The organism is Micromonospora sp. L5 (assembly GCF_000177655.2).
In the GTDB taxonomy this organism is placed as follows: Bacteria; Actinomycetota; Actinomycetes; order Mycobacteriales; family Micromonosporaceae; genus Micromonospora; species Micromonospora aurantiaca.
On sequence record NC_014815.1, the window covers coordinates 5,663,657 to 5,685,242 of the forward strand.

General features: G+C 75.1%; 17 protein-coding genes. 9 read left to right on the top strand and 8 right to left on the bottom strand.

Translation table 11 applies throughout. The annotated features are described in order from the left end of the window. Positions 1-14 precede the first annotated feature (14 nt). The 5 genes from ML5_RS26130 (at position 15) to ML5_RS26150 (ending at position 9,458) form a co-directional block, all read left to right on the top strand. Positions 15-2,378, top strand: coding sequence for a TIM-barrel domain-containing protein (locus tag ML5_RS26130; protein WP_013476815.1), 2,364 nt, complete (start codon positions 15-17; stop codon positions 2,376-2,378). Positions 2,379-2,425: 47 nt separating this feature from the next. Further along, a complete protein-coding gene (locus tag ML5_RS26135; RefSeq protein ID WP_013476816.1) occupies positions 2,426-3,622 on the top strand; it encodes an ROK family transcriptional regulator in 1,197 nt (398 codons plus the stop codon). Between the two features lie 240 nt (positions 3,623-3,862). Then, positions 3,863-6,268, top strand: a complete 2,406-nt coding sequence (locus ML5_RS26140) for a beta-glucosidase (RefSeq protein ID WP_013476817.1) — start codon at positions 3,863-3,865, stop codon at positions 6,266-6,268. Beyond that, positions 6,265-7,284: a LacI family DNA-binding transcriptional regulator gene (locus ML5_RS26145; protein WP_013476818.1), complete on the top strand. Its 1,020-nt coding sequence runs from the start codon at positions 6,265-6,267 to the stop codon at positions 7,282-7,284. The genes ML5_RS26140 and ML5_RS26145 overlap by 4 nt, the downstream gene beginning before the upstream one ends. Beyond that, complete coding sequence (locus ML5_RS26150) at positions 7,281-9,458, top strand: glycoside hydrolase N-terminal domain-containing protein (RefSeq protein ID WP_013476819.1); 2,178 nt, start codon at positions 7,281-7,283, stop codon at positions 9,456-9,458. The genes ML5_RS26145 and ML5_RS26150 overlap by 4 nt, the downstream gene beginning before the upstream one ends. On the opposite strand, the gene ML5_RS26155 is transcribed toward ML5_RS26150, so the two are convergent. Genes ML5_RS26155 through ML5_RS26170 form a run of 4 tightly spaced genes read right to left on the bottom strand, consistent with a single transcriptional unit; the run spans position 9,455 to position 12,868 of the window. Continuing rightward, positions 9,455-9,964, bottom strand: coding sequence for an NUDIX domain-containing protein (locus ML5_RS26155; protein WP_013476820.1), 510 nt, complete (start codon positions 9,962-9,964; stop codon positions 9,455-9,457). The genes ML5_RS26150 and ML5_RS26155 overlap by 4 nt on opposite strands. Positions 9,965-9,974: 10 nt before the next feature. Further along, positions 9,975-10,847, bottom strand: coding sequence for an SDR family oxidoreductase (locus ML5_RS26160; RefSeq protein WP_013476821.1), 873 nt, complete (start codon positions 10,845-10,847; stop codon positions 9,975-9,977). Continuing rightward, complete coding sequence (locus ML5_RS26165; RefSeq protein WP_013476822.1) at positions 10,844-12,151, bottom strand: NAD(P)/FAD-dependent oxidoreductase; 1,308 nt, start codon at positions 12,149-12,151, stop codon at positions 10,844-10,846. The genes ML5_RS26160 and ML5_RS26165 overlap by 4 nt, the downstream gene beginning before the upstream one ends. A 54-nt stretch (positions 12,152-12,205) precedes the next feature. Next, the gene (locus tag ML5_RS26170; protein ID WP_236619294.1) at positions 12,206-12,868 is read right to left on the bottom strand and encodes a TetR/AcrR family transcriptional regulator; all 663 of its coding nucleotides are present in this window, start codon (positions 12,866-12,868) and stop codon (positions 12,206-12,208) included. Positions 12,869-12,941: 73 nt separating this feature from the next. Between ML5_RS26170 and ML5_RS26175 the strand changes: the two genes are divergently transcribed. Genes ML5_RS26175 through ML5_RS26185 form a run of 3 tightly spaced genes read left to right on the top strand, consistent with a single transcriptional unit; the run spans position 12,942 to position 16,184 of the window. Next, the gene (locus ML5_RS26175) at positions 12,942-14,294 is read left to right on the top strand and encodes an MFS transporter (RefSeq protein ID WP_013476824.1); all 1,353 of its coding nucleotides are present in this window, start codon (positions 12,942-12,944) and stop codon (positions 14,292-14,294) included. Between the two features lie 12 nt (positions 14,295-14,306). Next, positions 14,307-15,533 carry a hypothetical protein gene (locus ML5_RS26180; protein ID WP_013476825.1) on the top strand — a complete coding sequence of 409 codons (1,227 nt, stop codon included), beginning with the start codon at positions 14,307-14,309 and terminating at the stop codon, positions 15,531-15,533. A gap of 60 nt (positions 15,534-15,593) precedes the next feature. Beyond that, complete coding sequence (locus ML5_RS26185) at positions 15,594-16,184, top strand: pyridoxamine 5'-phosphate oxidase family protein (protein ID WP_013476826.1); 591 nt, start codon at positions 15,594-15,596, stop codon at positions 16,182-16,184. Between the two features lie 6 nt (positions 16,185-16,190). Here ML5_RS26185 and ML5_RS26190 read toward each other — a convergent pair whose 3' ends face one another. Beyond that, complete coding sequence (locus tag ML5_RS26190) at positions 16,191-17,672, bottom strand: peptide MFS transporter (RefSeq protein WP_013476827.1); 1,482 nt, start codon at positions 17,670-17,672, stop codon at positions 16,191-16,193. Between the two features lie 225 nt (positions 17,673-17,897). Between ML5_RS26190 and ML5_RS26195 the strand changes: the two genes are divergently transcribed. Next, the gene (locus ML5_RS26195) at positions 17,898-18,239 is read left to right on the top strand and encodes an RNA polymerase-binding protein RbpA (protein WP_007070998.1); all 342 of its coding nucleotides are present in this window, start codon (positions 17,898-17,900) and stop codon (positions 18,237-18,239) included. A 313-nt stretch (positions 18,240-18,552) separates the two neighbouring features. Here ML5_RS26195 and ML5_RS26200 read toward each other — a convergent pair whose 3' ends face one another. The 3 genes from ML5_RS26200 to lnt are packed head-to-tail and all read right to left on the bottom strand — an operon-like array spanning position 18,553 to position 21,555. Beyond that, on the bottom strand, positions 18,553-19,092 hold the full coding sequence (locus tag ML5_RS26200) for an FxsA family protein (RefSeq protein ID WP_013286288.1): 540 nt from the start codon (positions 19,090-19,092) through the stop codon (positions 18,553-18,555). Between the two features lie 53 nt (positions 19,093-19,145). Beyond that, entirely contained in the window at positions 19,146-19,937 is a 792-nt protein-coding gene (locus ML5_RS26205; RefSeq protein ID WP_013476828.1) for a polyprenol monophosphomannose synthase, read from the bottom strand. Between the two features lie 22 nt (positions 19,938-19,959). Continuing rightward, positions 19,960-21,555, bottom strand: coding sequence for an apolipoprotein N-acyltransferase (lnt, locus tag ML5_RS26210; RefSeq protein ID WP_369752319.1), 1,596 nt, complete (start codon positions 21,553-21,555; stop codon positions 19,960-19,962). Positions 21,556-21,586 lie beyond the last annotated feature (31 nt).

A 21,586-nucleotide genomic window follows, 5' to 3' on the forward strand; every position in this document is an offset into this window, starting at 1 on the left:
GCGAGGAGACGCCCATGCCGTACCGCCCGCCGCTGGTCCCGTACGAGACGTTCGTGGCCGACCCGCCCGACCTGCCGGTCCGCGCCCCCGGCGAGGAGGGCGCCGACGACGTGCTGCGGGCCGAGGTCGCCGCGACCGACGCGCACGGCGTCACGCTCACCGCGACCTGCGCGTCCGGCCGCACGCTCGCCTCGCGCGTCGAGGCCGCCGGGGACGGGATCATCCGGGTACGCCTCGCCGACGACCTCTCGGTCCGCAGCCGGTCCGCACGGGCACTGACGCTGGTCCACCCGCAGCCGCACCCGGCCACGGTGACTGTCACCGACGGGCACGTCCGGGTGGATGCCGGTGGCGTGGTCGCCGAGGTGCGCCTGGACCCGTGGGGGTTGCGCTTCCTCACCCCCGACGGTCGGCTGCTGCTAGCCGCCGACGGCGGCACCCGGGACATCAGCGGTCGCCGCCGCACGCTGCCGCTCGGCCGCTCCACAGTCGACGGTGAGCCGGTGGCCTGGCACGAGAGCTTCGTCGCACCCGGCGACGAACGGTTCGTCGGCTTCGGCGAGAAGTTCACGCCGCTGGACAAGCGCGGCCAGCGACCGCTGATGTGGAACTTCGACGCGTTCGGCGGCGAGTCCGACCGCTCGCACAAGAACGTGCCGTTCTACCTGTCCGACCGCGGCTACGGCGTCCTCGTCGACAGCGGACTGCCGGTGCAGTTCGACGTGTGCGCGAGCACCCACAGCAGCGTGCAGATACTCGTCCCGGACGACCTGCTCGACTACTACGTGCTGGCCGGGCCCACCCCGGAGCGGGTGCTCGACCGGCTCGACGCGCTGACCGGGCGGCCGTACCTGCCGCCACGGTGGGCGTTCGGCGCCTGGATCTCGTCGGGCTTCTTCCCGGACAGCCAGCAGCACGTGCTGGAACGGGCCCGGCGCATCCGCGAGCGGGACATCCCCTGCGACGTGCTGCACCTCGACTGCTACTGGCAGGTCGCCGGGCACTGGTCGGACCTGCGCTGGGACGCCGACGCCTTCCCCGACCCGGACGGCATGCTCAAGGACCTCACCGAACAGGGCTTCCGGGTGTGCCTGTGGATGAACCCGTACCTGATGACCGGCAGCCCGCTCTACGCCGAGGCCGAGGCCGCCGGGTACTTCCTGCGCCGCCCCGACGGCGGCACGTACGTCGCCGACACCTGGCACGGCAGCTACCCGGAGTGCGCCATCGTGGACCTCACGAACCCCGCGGCGGTGCGCTGGTTCCAGGGCCTGCTGCGGCCGCTGCTGGCGCAGGGCGTCGCGGCGTTCAAGACCGACTTCGCCGAGGGCGTACCTGCGGACGCGGTCGCGCACAACGGCATGACCGGCGTGGAACTGCACAACGTGTACGCGCTGCTGTTCAACGACGCGGTCGCCGACGTCACCGAGGAGGTCGCAGGGCACCGCACGGTGTGGGCGCGCTCGTCGTACCTGGGCGGGCAGCGGCACAGCGCCCAGTGGAGCGGCGACGTCAACGCCACCTGGCCCGGCATGGCCAGCACGCTCCGTGGCGGCCTGTCCCACGGGCTGTCCGGAGTGCCGTTCTGGAGCCACGACACCGGCGGTTTCCACGGCACCCCCGAGCCGGACCTGTACGTGCGCTGGACCCAGTTCGGCGCACTGTCCCCGCTGGTACGGCTGCACGGCACCACCAGCCGCCTGCCGTGGGAGTTCCCGCCCGAGGCCGAACGGCACGCGGTGGACGCGCTGCGGCTGCGCTACCGGCTGCTGCCGTACCTCTGGTCGGCGGCGGTGGCGAGCGCCCGCACCGGCGGCCCGATGCTGCGGGCGCTGCTCGTCGACACCCCGGACGACCCGGCCGCCTGGACCGCCGACCTCCAGTACCGCCTCGGCCCCGACCTGCTGGTGGCGCCGGTGCTCGACCCGTCCGGCGAGCGCGCCGTCTACCTGCCGGCGGGCGACGACTGGCTCGACGCGTACACGGGGCAGCGGCACCCCGGCGGCCGGCACCTGCGGGTGAGCGTGCCGCTCGATCGGCTGCCGCTGTACGTGCGGCACGGCGCACTGATCCCCACGGTGGCGCCCGCGGCGACGGTCGGGACCGGCGCGTTCCGGGACGTCACGCTGGTGGCCTGGGGCGGCGTAAACGGCGTGAGCGTGGTGCGCGACCCCGACGGCGACACCACGATCACCGCCGTGCGCGACGGGGACACGCTGCGTGTACGCGTGGACGGGCCGCTGGACGTACGGCGGGTCAGCGTGGTCGGGGAGGACCCGCCGCGCCGGGTGGTGCTCGACGGCGAGCCGGTCCCGGTGACGCCGTTCGCGCCGTGGTTCGGCGGCGGAGACCGGCCGGCCGGAATCTCGCCCATTTAGTTTAAGCTGTAGCCGAACTCGGGCCGGGCGCAGGAGGCGGGCAGTACGTGATCAGCATCGACCGGCCGACGGCCGACCTCGGCGACGTGCGGGTGACCAACCGGGCCGCCGTGCTCCGGCACGTCCGCCGGCATGCCCCCTGCTCCCGGGCCGACGTGGCCGCGCACACCGGGCTGAACAAGGCCACCGTCTCCAGCCTGGTCGCCGAGCTGATCGAGCACGGCCTGCTGCGGGAGACCGGGCTGACCGAGAACCGGGTGGGCCGCCCGGCCACCATGCTCGTGCTCGACGGCTCCCGCTACGTCGGGCTCGGCCTGCGCGTCGGCGCGGACGAACTGGTGGCGGTCGCCGCCGGACCGGGCGGCGACCCGGTGCTCACCTGGCGACGGGCGTTCCCCGCCGCCACCGCCGGTCCCGAGGAGACGGTGAAGGCGCTCGCCACGCTGGTCCGGCGCGCCGTCACCCGGATCGGCGCCGACCGCACCGTGCTCGGCCTGACCGTGGCCGTACCAGGGCTGGTCGACCCCGACGGCGACGTGCCGGCCGCCCCCGCGCTGGGCTGGCGCGGCGTGCCGCTTGCGGCGTCGGTGCGCCGCGCGCTGCGCGACCCGGGTTTCCCCGTCGCCGTCGACACCGAGGCCAACCTCGCCGTGCTGGCCGAGCGGCGGCACGGCCCGTACGCCGCCACCACCGATCTGGTGCACCTCACCGGCGGCCCGGCGATCGGCGCGGGCCTGATCAGCGGCGGCCGGCTGCTGCGCGGCGGCCGGGGCTTCGCCGGGGACGTCGGGCACCTGCCGCTGGCCGCTGACGGCCCGGCCTGCGACTGCGGGCGGCGCGGCTGCCTCACCGCGCTGCTCGGCGTGGACGCGGTGATCCGCCGGCTGCTACCAGACGCCGGGCCGGTCACCGACCACCTGCCGGAGATCGAACGGATCCAGGCCCTGGCCCGCGCCGGGGACGAGCCGGTACGGACCGGGCTCACCGAGATGGGCCGGCTGCTCGGGCAGGCCGTGTCGGTGCTGTCCGGGCTACTCGACCCGGAGGTGGTGGTGGTCGGCGGTCACCTGGCGGCGCTCGCGCCGTGGCTGCTGCCGGCCGCCCACGCCGAACTCGCCGCCCGCACACCGGTCCCACCCGGCGTGCGGCTGGAGGCCAGCACGCTCGGGTCCGCGGCCGGCGCGCTGGGCGGGGCCACCGCCGCAATGGCCACAGTGGAGGCGGGACGCCTGCCCGCCGGATGACCCCTTGACCGCACCCGCCGGAAGGTGTCAACCTCGGTAGCGCCGCGTTCCGGGACCGGGCAACCTGCGAAGCGGCGTGTTTTTCGGCGGTTGTCGAAGCGCTTCACCACCGCTCCGGGCCGACACCGCCGACCCCCACCACCACCCCTTTTCGCGTACGCGCCGCCGCATCACCGGCTCGTTAGTCGAAGCGCTTCGACGAACGAGCGGCAGCACGTACGCCGACCGGAGGCGCCCACCATGACCGACCCCGTCCCCCACCGTCTCGACGACCTGCTGGCCCGGCTCACGCTGCCGGAGAAGCTCGGCCTGCTGCACCAGTGGCAGGCGCCGGTGCCCCGGCTCGGCCTGCGCGCGTTCCGCACCGGCACCGAGGCGCTGCACGGCGTCGCGTGGCTCGGCACCGCCACCGTCTTCCCGCAGGCGATCGGCCTGGCCGCGAGCTGGAACCCGGACCTGATCCGGGCGGTCGGGGCCGCCGTCGGCGACGAGGTGCGGGTGAAGCACCGGGCCGACCCGGACCGCGTCGGCCTCAACGTGTGGGCGCCGGTGGTCAACCCGCTGCGCGACCCCCGGTGGGGGCGCAACGAGGAGGGCTGGTCCGAGGACCCGTGGCTGACCGGCCGGCTCGCCACCGCGTACGCGCTGGGGCTGCGCGGCGACCACCCGATCCGGCTGCGGACCGCGCCGACGCTCAAGCACTTCCTCGGCTACAACAACGAGACCGACCGGGCCACCACCTCCAGCGACCTGCCGCCCCGGGTGCTGCACGAGTACGAGCTGCCCGCGTTCCGCGCTCCCCTGGCCGCGGGCGCGGCGGTGGCGGTGATGGCGTCGTACAACCTGGTCGACGGCGTACCGGCGCACCTGAGCCCGCTCATCGAGGGTGAGCTGCGCGGCTACGCCGACGACGAGATCATGGTGGTGGGTGACGCCGGTGCGGTCGGCAACATCGCCGGCGTGCAGGAGTACCTGCCCGACCACGTGGCAGGCTTCGCCGCCGCGCTGCGTGCCGGCATCGACAGCTTCACCGAGGACGACGAGGACACCGCCCCCACAGTGGAGCGCCTCACCGAGGCGCTGGCGCGCGGACTGATCGAGCCCTCCCACGTGGACCGGGCGGTACGGCGGATCCTGTCCGTCCGGTCGCGGCTGGGCGACCTGGCCCCGGACCCCCACGACGACGTGCCGCCGGACACGCTCGACAGCCTCGCCCACCGGGAACTCGCCCGCGAGGCCGCCCGCCAGTCGGTGGTGCTGCTGCGCAACGACGGCCTGCTGCCGCTGCGCCCCGGCACCCGGGTCGCGGTGCTCGGCCCGCTCGCCGACACCGTACTCACCGACTGGTACAGCGGCACCCCGCCGTACACGATCAGCCCGTACGCCGGGTTGCTCGGACGCCTGCCCGAGGTGACCACCCACCCCGGCACCGACCGGATCACCCTGCACGTCGGCGACCGCGCGGTACGCCACGGCGACGGCCCGCTGGCGCTCGGCGACACAGCGGCCGAGTTCGACGTGGTCGACTGGGGGCAGGACGTGGTGGCGCTGCGCGCCGTGGACACCGGCCGGTACGTCGGCGCCGACGACACCGGCGCCCTCGTCGCCGACCGCGACGGACCGGGCGGCTGGGTGGTACGCGAGACGTTCCGCCTGCACCACCGGCCCGACGGCACCGCGCTGCTGCACCACCTCGCCACCGGCTGGCACGTCGGCGTCGCACCGGACGGACGGCTGAGCGTCGCCACCGGCGACCCGGCCGTGTTCACCGTGACGCTGCTCGTCGACGGGGCCGCCGCTGCCGCCGCGCTCGCCGCCGAAGCCGACGTGGCGGTGGTGGTGCTCGGCAACCACCCGATGGTCAACGGCCGGGAGACCGAGGACCGGGCCGACCTGGCGCTGCCCACCGGCCAGGCCGAGTTGCTGCGGGCCGTGCACGCCGCGAACCCGCGTACCGTGCTGGCGCTGACGAGCAGCTACCCGTACGCGGTGGGCTGGGCGCAGGAGCACGTGCCGGCGGTGCTGTGGAGTGCCCACGGTGGACAGGAGCACGGCAACGGGCTGGCCGATGTGCTGCTCGGCGCCGCCGACCCGGGCGGGCGGCTCACCCAGACCTGGTACGCCGACGCCGCCGAACTGCCCGACCTGCTCGACTACGACGTCATCGGCGCCGACGCCACGTACCTGTACCACCGGGGTGAGCCGCTGTACCCGTTCGGGCACGGGCTCAGCTACGCCACGTTCGATTACGCTGACCTCCGGTTGAGCACCACCACGGCGCGCGCCGGCGAGGAGGTGGAGGTGAGCGTCGAGGTCACCAACACGGGCCGCCGCCCGGGCACCGAGGTCGTGCAGCTCTACACCCGCCAGCGGCGCTCCCGGGTCAAGCAGCCGCTGCGGCAGTTGCGCGACTTCGCCCGCGTCACGCTCGACCCGGGCTGCGCCGCCCGGGTGACGCTGCGGCTGCGTACCGCCGACCTGGCCTGGTGGGACGAGACCCGCGCCGCGATGGTGGTGGAGGACGCCGTCCACTCGGTGCTGGTCGGCCGGTCCGCGCGGGACATCCGGCTCGCCGGCGCGCTGACAGTGACCGGCGGCGACGCCACCGCCGAGCCGGCGGGCTCCCGCATCGGGGCGGTCCGGTGAGCGGCCGTACCCCGGGTGAGCAGGTCACCATCGCCGACGTGGCCCGGCACGCCGGAGTGGCCGCCAGCACCGTGTCGTACGTGCTCAGCGGCAAACGCACCATCTCGGCCACCACCCGGGGACGGGTGCTCGCCAGCGTCCGCGCGCTCGGCTACCACCCGCACGCCGGGGCCCGCGCGCTGGCCAGCCGCAAGGCCAACGTGATCGCGCTGGTGCTGCCGCTGCGTACCGGCATGCAGGTGCCAGTGGTGATGCGGTTCGCCACCGCCGTCGTCACCACCGCCCGGCGCTACGACCACGACGTGCTGCTGGTGACCGCCGACGAGGGACCTGCCGGGCTGCACCGCATCGCCGGCAGCGCGCTCGTCGACGGCGTGCTGCTGATGGACGTGGAGCTGGAGGACTCCCGGGTGCCGCTGCTGCGCGAGCTGGCGCTACCTGGCGTCCTGATCGGGCACCCTGCCGACAGCACCGGGCTGGCCTGCGTGGACCTCGACTTCCGGCGCGCCGGTGAGCTGTGCGTGGAACACCTGGCCGCCGCCGGGCACCGGCGGATCGCGCTGCTCGGCGCCCCCGCCGCGGTCTACGACCGGGGCACCGGGTTCGCCCACCGCACCCGCGCCGGGGTACGCGCCGCGGCCGAGCGGCTCGGCGTCGACGCGGTGACCCGGCCCTGCGAGGAGGGACCGGCCGCGGTACGCCGGGACCTGGAGGCGCTGCTCGCCGACCACCCGGACGTCACCGGGCTGGTCGTGCAGAACGAGTCGGCGGTCGGGCCGGTGCTCGCCACGCTGCCGCTGCTGGGCCGCCGGGTGCCCCGCGACGTGTCGGTGGTCGCGATCTGCCCGGACGAGCTGGCCGAGCAGTCGGCGCTCACCTGCGTGCCGGTGCCCGCCGAGGAGGTCGGACGGCAGGCGGTGGCGTTGCTGATGCGGCGCCTGAACGGCGAGCCGGTGCCGGAGGTGACGCTGCTGGAACCGCACCTCACCGTGCGGGACACCAGCGCCGGCCGGTGACGGCGCACCGCATCCACGACACCGCACCGGCCGACGACTGGACGGACGCGTTCCTCACCGGCAACGGCGAGCTGGGACTCATGGTCCACGGGCGGCCGCACGCGGAACGGATCGTGGTGAACCACCACCGGCTCGTCCTGCCGAACGGCACCCGGCACGCCCGCGCGCCCGAGCTGGCCGCCCGGATGCCGCACATCCGCGCGCTGGTGCTCGCCGGACGCCGGGCCGAGGCCGCCCGGCTGCTCACCGGCGGCCGGGAACTGGAGTGGACCCAGTCGTTCCACCCCGGGTACGCGCTCACAGTCGACGCCGCGCCCGGACCGGTACGCGACTACCGGCGCGACACCGACTTCACCACCGGGGAGGTGACTGTCGAGTGGTCGGGCGGGCGGCGGCGCTGCTTCGCCTCCCGCGCCGACGGTGTCGCGGTGCTCCACCTCGACCAGGGCGACTGCGTGGTCGGGGCGACGGGTGAGCTGCCCGGCAAGCCGGCCGACGTGGTGTACGAGCACGCCGCGTACCGCAGCGACGGGCTGGTGTTCCTGCGGGTCCGCGCCCGCTATCCGGACGCCGGCGGCGCGTACGGGTTCGAAGGGCTGACGTTGCTGCGCGGCGACGTGACCGTCGACGGCGACCGGGTGCGGGTACGCGGACCGGCGCTGCTCACCACGCTCGTGGACCGGCCCGGCGCGCCGCCGTGGCGTACCCGGGCCTCGGAGGGGCGGCTCGCCGCGCTGACCGGCGACTACGACACGCTGCTGGCGCGGCACGTGCTGCGCCATCGCGGCCCGTACACCCGGGTCGGCCTGGACCTCGGCGTGCCCGCCGCCGACCGGGCGCTACCAGTCGGTGAGCTGCTGGCCCGGCAGGCCGCCGCGCCGGACCGGCTGGACCCGGCGCTGCTGGAACGGCTGTTTCACTCCGGCCGGTACCTGCTGTTCAGCGCCAGCGGGGTGCTGCCGCCCCGGCTGACCGGGCTGTGGCTGGGCTCCTGGGACGCCGCGTGGGCCGGTGACTTCACCACCGACGCGAACCTGAACCTGCAACTGGCGGGCGCGAACGTGGGCGCGCTGCCGGAGGTGACAGCCGCGCACGCCCGGCTGGTCGCCGCGCAGGTGGACCACTGGCGCGCCAACGCCCACGCGGTGTACGGGGCGCGCGGGCTGCTGGCACCCAGCCGCACCGACGGCGAGCACGGGCACCTGTTCCACGTCCACCCCGACTGGCCGTTCACCGCGTGGCTGGCCGGCGCGGACTGGCTGCTGCACCCGCTGCACGAACACCACCTGGTCACCGGTGAGCCGCTGGGCGAGGTGGCCGGCTGGCTGGCCGAGGTGGCGGACTTCTTCGCCGACGTGCTGACCGTCGTGGACGGGCGGCCGGCGCTGGTGCCGTCGTACTCGCCGGAGACCGGCCCGTACGACGACACCGGCCGGGTCGCGCCGGTCGCGGTCAACGCCACGATGGACGTCGCCGCCGCCCGGCACGCGCTGCGGCTGGCCGCCGAGGTGACCGGCACGGACCGGTGGGCCGGGGTGCGGCCGCCCGGCTACCTGGTGGACGGGCGCGGCGCGCTGGCCGAGTGGGCGTGGCCGGGCAGCACCGGCGACGAGGACCACAGGCACGTCAGCCACCTGTATCCGGTGTGGCCGCTGCACGAGATCGACCCGGACGACACCCCGGAACTGGCCGCCGCCGCGCACCGGGCGCTGACGCTGCGCGGCGACGAGAACCGGTCCGCGCACGGCAGCCTGCACCGGGCGCTGGCGGCGGCCCGGCTGCGCGACGGCGAACTGGTCGCGGCGAACCTGCGCAAGATCCTCGGCGCGGACATGTTCTTCCGGTCGCTGATGAGCGCGCACAACCCGGGCCGGACCACGTACAACGCCGACGCCGCGCACGCGCTCCCGGCCGTGCTCATCGAGTCGCTGGTGCAGTCGCACCCGGGGACGCTGCGGCTGCTGCCCGCGCCGCTACCAGGCCTGTCCTCGGGCACGCTGCGCGGCATCACCTGCCGGGGACGCGTCACCGTCGAGGAGCTGACCTGGACGCCGGGCCGGGTCCGGGCGCGGCTGGTGTCGCCGGTGGCGCAGCGCGTCGTCGTGCACGCGCCCGGCGGCCACCGTGCGGTGACGCTGACCCCGGACCGGCCGTACGAGGTGGCGTTCGGCTAGAGATTGTCGGGCTGGTGCAGCGCCGGGTGGCTCTGTCCCGGCGCGGCGTACCAGGGCGGGGCGTCCTCGGTCAGCGCGGTGCCGATCCGCAGCCGCGCCCAGTCGTCCAGGTCGGGCAGCGCGTCCGGCGCGAACCAGGCCACCGCCAGCGACTCGTCGCCGTCGGCCGCCGGCGCCCCGCCGACCGCCCGGCAGCGGAACCAGATGTTCAGGTATTCGCAGGCGTCGCCGTTGGGGTAGACCACCGGGTGGGTGGCGACACCGGCGAGCCGGTCGATCGCCACCTTCACGCCCGTCTCCTCGTGGACCTCCCGCACCAGCGCGTCGGCGGGCTGCTCGCCCGGATCGACGGTGCCCGCCGGGACCGACCAGCGGCCGTTGTCACCCCGGCGGGCCAGCAGCACCCGTCCCGCGTCGTCGGTGACCACGCCGCTGACGCCGTACAGCATGAGCAGGTCGTGGCCGACATGGCGGCGCAGCCGGGCGATGTAGGGCGAGACGGCCATGGCGAGCAGGCTACCGGCGGTCCTGCCGGTGCCGCCGGACCATGCCCTCGGCCAGCGCCGCACCGTCCAGGTCACCGGCGGCCAGCCTTGTGGCGACGGTACGGCGCACCATCCGGTCGGCCAGCGCCGGAGCGTGCCGGGCCAGCGCCAGTTCGATCCGGCCGCGCCGGGTGGTGGCGACGTCCCGTGGCGCGCGCCGGGCGGTCGCGGCGCGCAGGATCGCGGCCACCACCCCCTCGACCGACTCCGGGCGGGACACCCCGCTCAGCGACAGCCCGGCCGCCACGGTGCTGTCGTGGATCGGGGAGGCGACCATGCTCGGGTAGACGACGCTGACGCCCACGTGGGTGCCGACTTCGTGGCGCAGCGCGTCGGCGTACGCGACGAGCGCCCGCTTGCTGACCCCGTACGCAGCGGCCAGCGGCAGCGGCAGCACCGCCATCCGGCTGGCCACGAAGATCACCCGGCCGCGGGCCGCCTCCAGGGCCGGCATCGCGGCGGCGGTGGTGCGCCAGGCGGCGAGCAGGTTCACCTCGATCTGGCGGCGTACCACCTCGTCGGGCGGCAGCTCGGCGGGCGCGGGCCCGCCCACACCGGCGTTGTTGACGAGCAGGTCCAGTCCGCCGAGCCGGTCGATCGCGGCGGCCACCGCCGGTGGCGTCGCGGCCGGGTCGGTCAGGTCGACGCCGAGCACCGGCGGTGTGACGTCGGGGTCGGCGTGCAGGTCCAGCCCGACCACGTGAGCGCCGGCGGCGGTGAGCGCCGCGCTCAGGTGCTGCCCGAACGTGCCCCGGGCGCCGGTGACGAGCACCCGCCGTCCGGCCAGCACGCTGCCACGGCCCGGCGCGTTCACTCCGGTCCGCTCACGGCCTGCCGCGCTCATCGGGCCGCTCCGGCGCGGCGCCGGCCGGCGGCCAGTTCGCGGCCCAGTTCGCCCAGGTAGACGTCGAAGTCCACACGCATGTGCGGGCGGCGCTGCCCCCACCGGGCGGTGGCGGCGCGCAACTCGTCGCGGCAGGCGGCGGCCTGCCGGGCCGGATCCGGTGGCGTCCAGGTGCCGGCCAGGCGCGCGGCCACCAGCCGGGCCTGCGCCTCGACCAGGGGGAACGCCGCGCCGGTGGACTGCATGAGCCCGACGAACGCCAGACCGGGGGCGTCCAGGTGGAACACGTGCCGGTACAGCGGCAGCCGGTCGGCGCCGTCGCCGAGCAGCGCCGGGTCGAGGAACGGCACCTCCACCCGGTAGCCGGTGCACCAGACGATCAGGTCGATCTCGTCGTGGCGGCCGTCGGTGAACTCGACCCGGTCGCCGTCGAAGCGGGCGATGCCGGGCCGGGCCTGGATGTCGCCGTGGGTGAGCCGGGACAGCAGCGCGTCGGACAGCGTCGGGTGGTCCTGGAGGAAGCCGTGCGCCGGTGCGGGCAGCCCGTACCGGGTGGGCGGGCCGACCGCAGTGGTGATCATGGTCTGGCTGATCCGCTGCCGCAGCCGCCAGGGCAGCCGGCGGGCCAGCGCGCCGTTGAGCGTGTCCGACGGGCGGCCGAGCAGGTACTTGGGCACCACCCACACGCCGCGGCGCAGCGACAGCAGCGTGCGTTCGGCGGCGTACGAGGCGTCGACGGCGATGTCCATGGCCGAGTTGCCGCCGCCGACCACGAGGACCCGTCGCCCGGCGAGCTGTTCCGGGCCGCGGTAGTCGTGGCTGTGCATCTGCTCGGCGGTGCATTCGCCCGGGTACGGCTCGGGTCGCTTCGGCACCCGGTTGTGCCCGTTGGCGACCACCACCGCCTCGACGTCGACCTCGACCGGGCCGTCCGGGCCGGTGGCCCGCACCCGCCAGCCGTCGCCGGTGCGGGTGACCCGCTCGACGGTGTGCCGCAGCCGTACCGCCTCGCGCAGCCCGAACCGGTCGGCGTAGTCGCCGAGGTAGCCGGCGACGCGGGCGTGGTCGGGGTAGTCGGGCCAGTCGGCGGGCATCGGATGGTCGGCGAACTCGGTGCGCCCCTTGCTGGTGTTCAGGTGCAGCGTCCGGTACGCGGGCGAGCCGGGGGCGCCGTACACCCAGAGGCCGCCGAGCGTGTCCGCCGCCTCGAACGCCACCGCCGGGACACCGGCGTCGGCGAGCGCCTTGAGCGTGGCCAGCCCGGCGGCTCCGGCGCCGACGACAGCGACCCTGGGTGTGGCCATACCCGCCTCCTTAATCCAACGACTGATGGATAATCCCCGGAGCGCGGGCCGGCGTCAAGGGCGGGTGTCTCCCGGACCGCCGGCGTACAGGGCGTCGAGGAACCGGTGCACGAACGCCCGGAACTCCCGGCGCTCCCGCGCCCCCGAGCCGGTCCCGGCGGCGAGCGCCACCACGTGCCCGTGCACCGCCCAGACCAGGGAACGCACAGTCACGTGCGGGGTCGGCTCGGTCAGCGCGCCGGCCCCGGACGCCGCCACCAGCAGCTCTTCGACCAGCCCGTACAGCGGGGCGGCGTAGCGGCGGTCCAGCTCGCCGTGCCGCTGCGGCTCCAGCCAGCGGCGCAGCCACAGCGCGGTCGTCTCCGGCCGGTCCTCCAGGAAGTCGACGAACACGTCCACCAGGTCGTGCAGCGCCCGCAGCGCGTCCTGCGGGCCCGCTGCCAGCGCCGCCCGGGCGCGTTCCCCTGCTGCCTCGATGACCTCCCGCTCGGCGCTGAACACCCGGGCGAAGCAGGCCTCGTAGAGCTGCGCCTTGGTGCCGGTGTGGTGCACGACGGTGGCCGCGTCCACGCCCGCCGCGGCGGCGACGTCGCGGACGCTCACCGCGTCGAAGCCCCGCTCGGCGAACAACGCGGTGGCGGCGGCGAGCACCAGGTCACGGGTCGGCCGCTGGTCGTCGCGGCGGGGCCGGCCCGGACGGCGGCGAGGCATGGTCATCCGGCCATTGTTACCCCTACAATCCAGCAACCGTTGGATTGGGGGCGGCGCGCCCCGAGGACAGGAGACCGCCATGACCGGGCTGGATCAGCGCTCCGACGCGGTCACCCTGCCGCGCGGCCCGCTCGTCGGGTTCGCCACCGGCTCACTCGGCATGGGCGTCTGGGTCACCGTGCCCGGGCTGCTGCTTCTCTACTTTTTGACCGACGTGCTGGCGGTCGCGCCGTGGCTCGCCGGGCTCACGCTGCTGCTGCCGAAGATCGCCGACGTGCTGCTGCACCCGTGGATTGGGCACCGCTGCGACGTGGAGCAGGCCCGCCGGGGCCACCGCCGCCGGTTGCTGCTGGCCGGATGTGCGCTGCCGCTGGCGTTCGCCGCCCTGTTCGCGGTGCCCGGCGGCCTCACCGGCGCCGCCGCGGCCGGCTGGGTGGCGGTCTTCTTCGTCGCCGGCAACCTGCTGTTCGCCGCGTACCAGGTGCCCTACCTGGCGACCCCGGCGGACCTGCGGATCGGCTACCACGAGCGGACCCGGCTGATGGCGTTCCGGATGGTGGTGCTGACGCTCGGCATCCTGGTCTCCGGGCTGCTCGCGCCGCTGCTGGCCGGCGGCGACGACGCCACACGCGACGGCTACCTGCGGATGGGCGTGGTGCTGGCGGCCGGGATGCTCGCCGCGATGCTGGTCGGCGTCGCCGGGATCGGCCGGTTGCGCCGTACCGCCGCCGACACGGCCCCGCCGCACGGCCCGGGCGGGTGGCGGGCGCTGGCGGCGAGCCTGCGGGACCGGCAGTTCCGCTGGCTGGTCGGCGCGTACCTGGCCATGTCCACCACCACCCACCTGGTGCTCGCCGGGGTGCCCTACTACGCCGAGTACGAGCTGGGCCGACCCGGGCTCACCACCGTGCTGGTGGCCGCGTTCGTCGCACCCGCGCTGCTGGTCACCCCGGGCTGGCTGGCGGTGGCGCGGCGGATCGGCAAGCAACGTGCCCTGCTCGCCGGGCAGGCCGCGTTCGCCGCCGGGTCGCTGGTGCTGGCGATCGGCCGCCCCGCCGGACTGCCGGTGCTGGTGGCCGCCGTGGCGGTGCTCGGGGTGGCGTTCGCCGGCATGCAACTGCTGCCGTTCTCGATGCTGCCCGACGTGATCCGCGCGGCAGGCGGCACCGAGCGGGCCGGCACGTACACCGGGGTGTGGACCGCCACCGAGGCCACCGGCGCCGCGCTCGGCCCCTACGCGTACGCGCTGTGCCTGGCCGCCGGCGGGTTCGTGGCCTCGACCGCCGGGCAGACCGTGACCCAGTCCCCGGCCGCGCTGGACGCGCTGCGTTACGGCTTCGGGCTGCTGCCCGCCGCCGTGATGGTGGTCGCCGTGCTGCTCCAACGCCGCTACACCCTCGACGGCGCGGCCCGCGCGGACGCCGCCGGATAGACTTCGCCCCCGATGGACGCCGAGCCCGCCACCGACACCCGACCCTGCGCCCACTGCGGACGCGACGTGCCGCAGCGCGTCGGCGCGGGCCGCCCGTTCCGCTACTGCCGGGACAACGACGGCGCCTGCCAGCGGGCCGCCCGCAACTCGCGGATGCGTCACCGCAACTCCCCCGGCCTGCCCGGGCAGGTGGCGCGCACCTGGGAGGCGGTGGACCGGCTCGACCAGATCGTGGAGACGCTCACCGAGGCGCTGCACGCCGAACTGTCACCGGCCGGTGTGGAGCGGCAGCTCGCCGAGCTGCGCGCGGAGACGTCGGCGCAGGTCGCCGCCGCGCACGCCGAACGCGACGAGGCCCGCCGTGAGGCCGAGGACGCGACCGCCGCGGCGGCCCGCGACCGGCAGCAGGCCCGCGCCGCGTACGCCGACCGCGACACCGCCGCCGAACGCGCCGAACGGGCGGAGGCCACCGCGTCCGCCGCCGCCGAGCGGGTCGCCGCGGCCGAGGACGCCCGCGACGCCGCGCGCGCCGAGGCGGGTGCCGCGCAGGCGCTGCGGGTGCAGGCCGAACGCGACCGCGACGCGGCCCGGCACGAACTGCGCACGGTACGCACCGAACGTGACGCCGAACGCCGCCGCGCGGCCGAGTTGACCGCCGAGCGGGACGCCGCCCGGGCCGACGCCGAGCGGGCCACCCGCTCCGCCACCGAGGCCCTGGACCGGGCCGAACAGTCCCGCGCCGAGGCCGACCGGGCGCGCGCCGACGCGCAGGCCGCCCAGGCCCGGGCCACCGAGGCGGACCGCACGGCCCGGACCGCCGCCGAACGTGCCGACGCCGAGGCCGCCGCCGCGCGGCAGGCCCTCGCCGAGCGGGACCGCGCCGACGCGGCACGCGCCGACGCGGAGGCGGCGCTGGAACGAGCCCGCGCCGAGGCGAGCGCGGCGATCGAGGCCGTCCGTGCCGAGGCTGCCGCTTCCGTCGAGCGCGCCCGTGCCGACATGGCCGCCGCGGTGGAGCAGGCTACGGCCCGTACCGCCGAGCGGGACGCGCTCGCCGCGGAGCTGGCCGCCGCGCGGCGGGCCGCGAGCGCCGCCGAGGCCCGGGCGGCCGACCTGGCCGCGCGGACGGCGGTGATCGAGGCCGATCGGGACGCCGCGCAGCGCCGGGCCGGGCAGCTCGCCGACCAGGTGAGCGATCTGGCGACGGCGCTGGCGCGGCTCGGCACGCGTACCGGCTGAGGCGGCCACGGGCTGGGAACGGGGCAGCGCCGCACCCGGTCGGGCGGCGAGGATCGGGGCATGGGAAAGACGTACGAGCGCATCGACGGCCGGCTGCGGGACTTCATCGAGGCGCAGCCGATGTTCTTCGTGGCCACCGCCCCGCTGTCAGGTGACGGCACCGTCAACCTCTCCCCGAAAGGGCTGCGCGGCTGCTTCGCGGTGCTCGACGAGCACACCGTGGCGTACCTGGACTTCGCCGGCAGCAACGCCGAGACCATCGCCCACCTGCGGGAGAACGGCCGGATCACGCTGATGTGGTGCGCGTTCGCCGGCCCGCCGAACATCGTGCGGGTGCACGGCCACGGTGAGCCGGTGTTCCGCGACGACCCGCGCTGGCCCGGCCTGCTGGCCCACTTCCCGGACATCGACCCGGGTCCGCACGGGCTGCGGGCGATCATCGTGGTGCGCGCCGAGCTGGTCCGGGACACCTGCGGCTACGCGGTGCCGTTCATGACCTACGACGCCGACCGTGACCTGCACGAACGCCGGTTCGCCCGGGAGGACGACGCGTCGCTGAGCGCGTACTTCGCCGGCAAGGACCACGTCGCCACCAGCATCGACGGGCTGCCCGGCCTGCCGTTGCCGCTGCCGCCGACCCCGGCGGGGTGAGCGCTGTCAGTGGATGCCGGCCATCAGGTGCCGGATCTGGCGGGTGAACATCACCGCGGCCAGGCCCAGCACCACCGAGGCCAGCCCGAAGGTCAGGAAGTAGACCGGCTGGGACCAGGTGCCGGCCAGCCGGGCCACCTGACCGCCGATGGCGTCGCCGACGGCGGTGGCGAGGAACCACAGGCCCAGCATCTGGCTCGCGTACTTGACCGGGGCGAGTTTCGTGGTGGCGGACAGGCCGACCGGGCTCAGGGACAGCTCACCGGCGACCTGGATCGCGTACACCGCGACGAGCCACAGCGGTGAGACCAGGTCGCCGCCGACGGCGGCCTGCGCGGCGGCGGCCATCAGCACGAACGACAGGCCGTTGAGCACCAGGCCGACGGCGAACTTCGTGGGCGTGGACACCCGATGGCCGAGTTTGAGCCACAGCGCGGCGGCCAGCGGCGCGCCGATGATGATGAGGATCGGGTTCACCGACTGCAACCAGGACGCCGGGAACGTGAACCCGCCCACCGACCGGTCGGTCTGGTCGGCGGCGAAGATGTTCAGCACCGACCCGGCCTGGTCGTAGATGAGCCAGAACGAGGCGGCGAACAGGAACAGCCACACGTACGCCTTCATCCGGCTGCGTTCGGTGCCGCTGATCTCCCGGTCGGTGAGGATCCGCGCGAAGTAGCCGACTGTCACCAGCACCGTCACCACTGTGAGCAGGTTGACCACCGTGTCGACGGTGAACCAGCCGGCCACCAGCAGCACCAGCAGGACGGCGAGCACCACGACGCTCGCCACGCCGACGCGGGTCAGCGCGCGCCGCCGGTCGGCGCCGAGCAGCGGGTCCGCCGGGCGGGCACCGGCTTCGCCGAGGTTGCGGCGGCCCAGCACGTACTGGAGCACGCCGAAGGTCATGCCGACCGCGGCGGCGCCGAACCCCAGATGCCAGTTGATCTTCTCGCCGAGGAAGCCGGTGATCAGCGGCGCGATGAACGCACCCAGGTTGATGCCCATGTAGAAGATGGAGAACCCGGCGTCGCGGCGCGGCGAGTCCCGCTCGTACAGGTCACCGACCATGGTGGAGATGTTCGGTTTGAGCAGGCCGGTGCCGAGCACGATCAGCGCCATGCCGGCGAACACGCTCCACCCGGTGGGGATCGCCATCACGTAGTGACCGGCGGCGATCACCACGCCGCCCCACAGCACGCTGCGCCGCGCGCCGATCAGCCGGTCGGCGACCCAGCCGCCGGGCAGCGCCATCAGGTAGACCATGGCGTTGTAGGTGCCGTACACGGCGTTGGCGCTGGACTCGCCGAGGTCCAGCCCGCCGTCGGCGACCGCGGCGGTCAGGTACAGCACGAGGATCGCCCGCATGCCGTAGAAGCTGAACCGCTCCCACATCTCGGTGAGGAAGAGCGTGGACAGCGCGCGGGGGTGACCGAAGAAGGTCTTCCCGGCTGGTGGCCGGGCCCCGACCGGCGCGTCACTGCTCATCGTCACCTCCGGCACGCAAACAGGTGGGTAACATCCCCGTTGACAGGCGAAACACTCCACCGATTCGGCCCGGCCGGGGACGACCCCGCCGGGCAGCTGTCATGGCCGGTTACCCTTGACACTCCCGACCCGCATACGGCCCTGCCGCCGCGGGCCGGGGAATGGGCGAGCGGTGACCGGTCGTTACACCTGAAGACCAGCACCACGAACGAGGGGAAGTCGATCATGGGCGAGCGCATGCTGCGCGGTAGCCGGCTGGGAGCGGTCAGCTACGAGTCCGACCGCAACACGGAGCTCGCGCCGCGCCAGACCCGCGAGTACCTCTGCGCCAAGGGTCACCAGTTCGAGGTGCCGTTCGCCGTCGACGCCGAGGTCCCGACGACCTGGGAGTGCAAGTTCGACGGCAGCGTGGCCCGTCTGGTCGACGGCACCGAGCCGGAGCAGAAGAAGGCCAAGCCGCCGCGTACCCACTGGGACATGCTGCTGGAGCGGCGCTCGATCGCCGAGCTGGAGGACATCCTCGCCGAGCGGCTCCAGGAGGTCCGCACCCGCCGCGGTCGTGCCTGAGCATCTCCCGCAATGACCGAAAACGCCCCCGGGATCACCCGGGGGCGTTTTTCGGTGCCCGGGCAGGCACGGCCCCGCCACTTCGGGGAGGTGGCGGTATCAAGCGTGCCTTGATGGCGCCATCTCCCCGAACTTGTGCCGATCATGGGAGGGCGGGTTGGTTGTGGGCGGCTGATCCGCCGCGCGTGGGCCGGTCCGGGTGCCGGGCCGGTGAACGGGCCGCCGGCCCGGGGAGGTGGCGGGGTCGGGCGCGGTCTGATGCCACCACCTCGGCGAAGTGGAGTTGATCAAACTGACGGCGCAGCGGGGCGCGTCAGCGGTCGACGATCTCGCCCTCGATGGCCTTGCCCGGGTCGGTGACCGGCTGCGGCGACGGCGCGGGACCAGGCGACGGGGCCGGCGCGGGCTCCGGGGTCGGCTGCGGCGCACCCCGGTACACGCGCACCCGGCGCGGCCCGAACAGGTCACCGGCGACCATCGACGACACCCGGCGCTCGGTGGCCCGGCGCACCCCGCCACCGGCCAGCCGGCGCAGCGGCGGCACCAGCAACAGCAGGCCCACCACGCCACTGACCAGGCCCGGAAGCGCCAGCAGCAGCGCGCCCAGCAGACCGACAAGCCCATCGGTCACCTCCGGGCCCGGCGGCCGGCCGGCCTGCGCCGCAGCGCGGAAGCCGCGCCACGCCCGCATGCCCTCGCGGCGCAGCAGCACCAGACCCAGCAGGGACGCCCCGAACACCAGCAGCACCGCCACGCCGAACCCGACGGCCCGGCCGACCAGCACGAAAACGGTCAGCTCCAGCAGCGCGAGCAGCAGCAGGGCCGGTGGTACGTATTTCAGTCCTCGGCGCATCTCACCTCATCAGCCCGGGGTCATCACGCCCCTCAAGCATGACACGCCCTCGCTCAAGGCCAGCGCGCGAGCGCGTCCGGGCGGGCGGACGCGGTCGCCAGGCGGTCCCGCACCCCCCAGCGGGTGACCCGCCACAGCGCCTCCGCCACGATCAGCGGGCTCATCTTGCTGTCGCCGTGTTCCCGCTCGGCGAACGTGATCGGCACCTCCACGATCCGCACCCCGGCGCGGTGCGCCAGCCGCGACAGCTCCACCTGGAACGCGTACCCCTGGGACCGCACCGAACCCAGGTCGATCGCGTCCAGCGCGCTGGCCCGGTACACCCGGTAGCCGCCGGTGGCGTCGCTGACCGGCATGCCCAGCGCCAGCCGCGCGTACAGGTTGCCCACCCGGGACAGCAGCAGCCGCCGCCACGGCCAGTTCAGCACCCGCGCGCCGCGGGTCCACCGGGAACCGATCACCACGTCGGCGTCGCGGGCGGCGTGCAGCAGCGCCGGCAGGTCCTCCGGGGCGTGCGAGCCGTCGGCGTCCATCTCCACCACCGCGTCGTAGCCGCGTGTGCGCGCCCAGGCGAACCCGGCCAGGTAGGCCGCGCCCAGTCCTTCCTTGCCGGCCCGGTGCAGCACGTGCACCCGGGGGTCGCCGTCGGCGATCGTGTCGGCGATCGCGCCGGTGCCGTCGGGGCTGTTGTCGTCGGCGACGAGGACGTCCACCGCCGGCGCCGCCTCGCGTACCCGGGCGACGATGCGCCCGACGTTGTCGGCCTCGTTGTAGGTGGGGATGACCACCAGGACCCGCCCCACCCCGGGATGGCCGACCGTCCGCCTGTCGGCTGCCACGCCCACCGTCGCACCGCCTCTCGTCGGCTCAGCCGGGAGCGACCTCCCGGCGGCGGCGCAGCACGGCCGCACCGGCCAGGGCCGCGACCGCCAGCGCCGTCAGCGCCACCTCCGGCCACACCCCGGCAGTGGTCGCCGGGGTACGCCCGTTACCGAGTTCCATCTGCCGCACCACCACCGCGGCGGTGTTGAACCCGGTCGCACCGTCTACCCGCCCGTCCGGGGAAACGAACCCGGACACACCGACCGTGGAGGCCATCAACGCGGCCCGGCCGTGCTCCACGGCCCGCAGCCGCACCATGGCCAGCTGCTGACGGGCCTCGGCCACGTCGAACGTGGCGTTGTTCGTCTGCACCACCAGCAGCTGCGCGCCGCCGGTGACGGTGTCCCGGACGATGCCGTCGTAGGCGACCTCGAAGCAGATCACGTCGCCGAGGACCGCCGGGCCGGTGTTCAGCACGCCGGGACGGTCACCGGCTACGAAATCGGACCGGACCCGGTCGACCTGGGAGCTGACCTTGCGGGCGATGGAGCGCAGCGGCACGTACTCGGCGAACGGCACCGGATGCCGTTTCGTGTACACCTGGCCCAGATCCGGGCCGGTGCCCGGCCGCCACAGCAGCCCCGCGTTGCGCACCTCACCCCGGCCGGGCCCGACCAGCACCGCACCGACCAGGATCGGCGCGCCGATCGCGTCGGCCGCCTGGGAGATCCGCTCCCCCGCGCCCGGGTTGCGCAACGGGTCGATGTCGCTGGAGTTCTCCGGCCACACCACCACGTCCGGACGGTCCTGCCCGCCCTCGGCGACCCGACGCGCCAGCTCCAGCGTCGCGTCGACGTGGTTGTTCAGCACCGCCTGCCGCTGCGCGTTGAAGTCCAGCCCGAGGCGCGGCACGTTGCCCTGCACGATCGCGACGGTCACGGTGTCGCCCGCGCCGCGTACCCCGGTCGGCACGGCCGTACCGGCGGCGAGCAGCGCCACCAGCGCGGCGGTGAGCCCGGCGACGGGCCGCCACTGCCCGGGCGCACGCCGCCAGTCCCGCCACGCGGCGGTGACCAGCAGCCCACCGGCGACCGCGACGGCGAACGTGACCAGCGGGGCGCCGCCGAGCGCCGCGAGCTTCAGCAGCGGCGAGGTGTCCTGGCTGAACGCCAGCCGCCCCCACGGGAACCCGCCGAACGGGGTGCGGTCACGCAGCGCCTCCTGCCCCACCCACAGCACACCGGTGAGCAGCGGCCACGCCGCCCGGTGCCGGTCGGCGAGCGGCGACACCCAGGCGGTGGCGGCGCCCAGCAGCGCCAGATAGGCGGCCTGCAACAGCGACAGCAGCGCCCACGGCAGGTAGCCGGTGTGCAGGTTCGTCCACTCCAGCAGCGGCGCGAACAACGCCACCCCGGTCAGGAAGCCCAGCCCCGCGCCGGCGCGCAGCCGCCGCCGGTGCACCGCGGCGCCCAGCAACGCCACACCGACCGGCGCGAGCGGCCACCACCCGTACGGCGGGAACGCCAGCAGCAGCGCCACCCCGGCCAGCACGGCGGCCGGCACGGCGAACGTCAGCGGCAGGGGACGCGCGCCGCCGTCACCGTGTGCCCCGTCGGTGGCACGCGGCTGTTCCCGGTCCAGCGTCGTCACCGGCTTCTCCCCACGATCACGG

Excerpts from the sequence above, each read along its gene's own strand:
- ML5_RS26140 (WP_013476817.1), top strand. The coding sequence starts at position 3,863 with ATGACCGACCCCGTCCCCCACCGTCTCGACGACCTGCTGGCCCGGCTC.
- ML5_RS26165 (WP_013476822.1), bottom strand. The coding sequence starts at position 12,151 with ATGGCCACACCCAGGGTCGCTGTCGTCGGCGCCGGAGCCGCCGGGCTG.
- ML5_RS26180 (WP_013476825.1), top strand. The coding sequence starts at position 14,307 with ATGGACGCCGAGCCCGCCACCGACACCCGACCCTGCGCCCACTGCGGA.
- ML5_RS26185 (WP_013476826.1), top strand. The coding sequence starts at position 15,594 with ATGGGAAAGACGTACGAGCGCATCGACGGCCGGCTGCGGGACTTCATC.
- ML5_RS26195 (WP_007070998.1), top strand. The coding sequence starts at position 17,898 with ATGGGCGAGCGCATGCTGCGCGGTAGCCGGCTGGGAGCGGTCAGCTAC.
- ML5_RS26175 (WP_013476824.1), top strand. The coding sequence starts at position 12,942 with ATGACCGGGCTGGATCAGCGCTCCGACGCGGTCACCCTGCCGCGCGGC.
- ML5_RS26170 (WP_236619294.1), bottom strand. The coding sequence starts at position 12,868 with ATGACCATGCCTCGCCGCCGTCCGGGCCGGCCCCGCCGCGACGACCAG.
- ML5_RS26160 (WP_013476821.1), bottom strand. The coding sequence starts at position 10,847 with ATGAGCGCGGCAGGCCGTGAGCGGACCGGAGTGAACGCGCCGGGCCGT.
- ML5_RS26155 (WP_013476820.1), bottom strand. The coding sequence starts at position 9,964 with ATGGCCGTCTCGCCCTACATCGCCCGGCTGCGCCGCCATGTCGGCCAC.
- ML5_RS26190 (WP_013476827.1), bottom strand. The coding sequence starts at position 17,672 with ATGAGCAGTGACGCGCCGGTCGGGGCCCGGCCACCAGCCGGGAAGACC.
- ML5_RS26130 (WP_013476815.1), top strand. The coding sequence starts at position 15 with ATGCCGTACCGCCCGCCGCTGGTCCCGTACGAGACGTTCGTGGCCGAC.
- ML5_RS26200 (WP_013286288.1), bottom strand. The coding sequence starts at position 19,092 with ATGCGCCGAGGACTGAAATACGTACCACCGGCCCTGCTGCTGCTCGCG.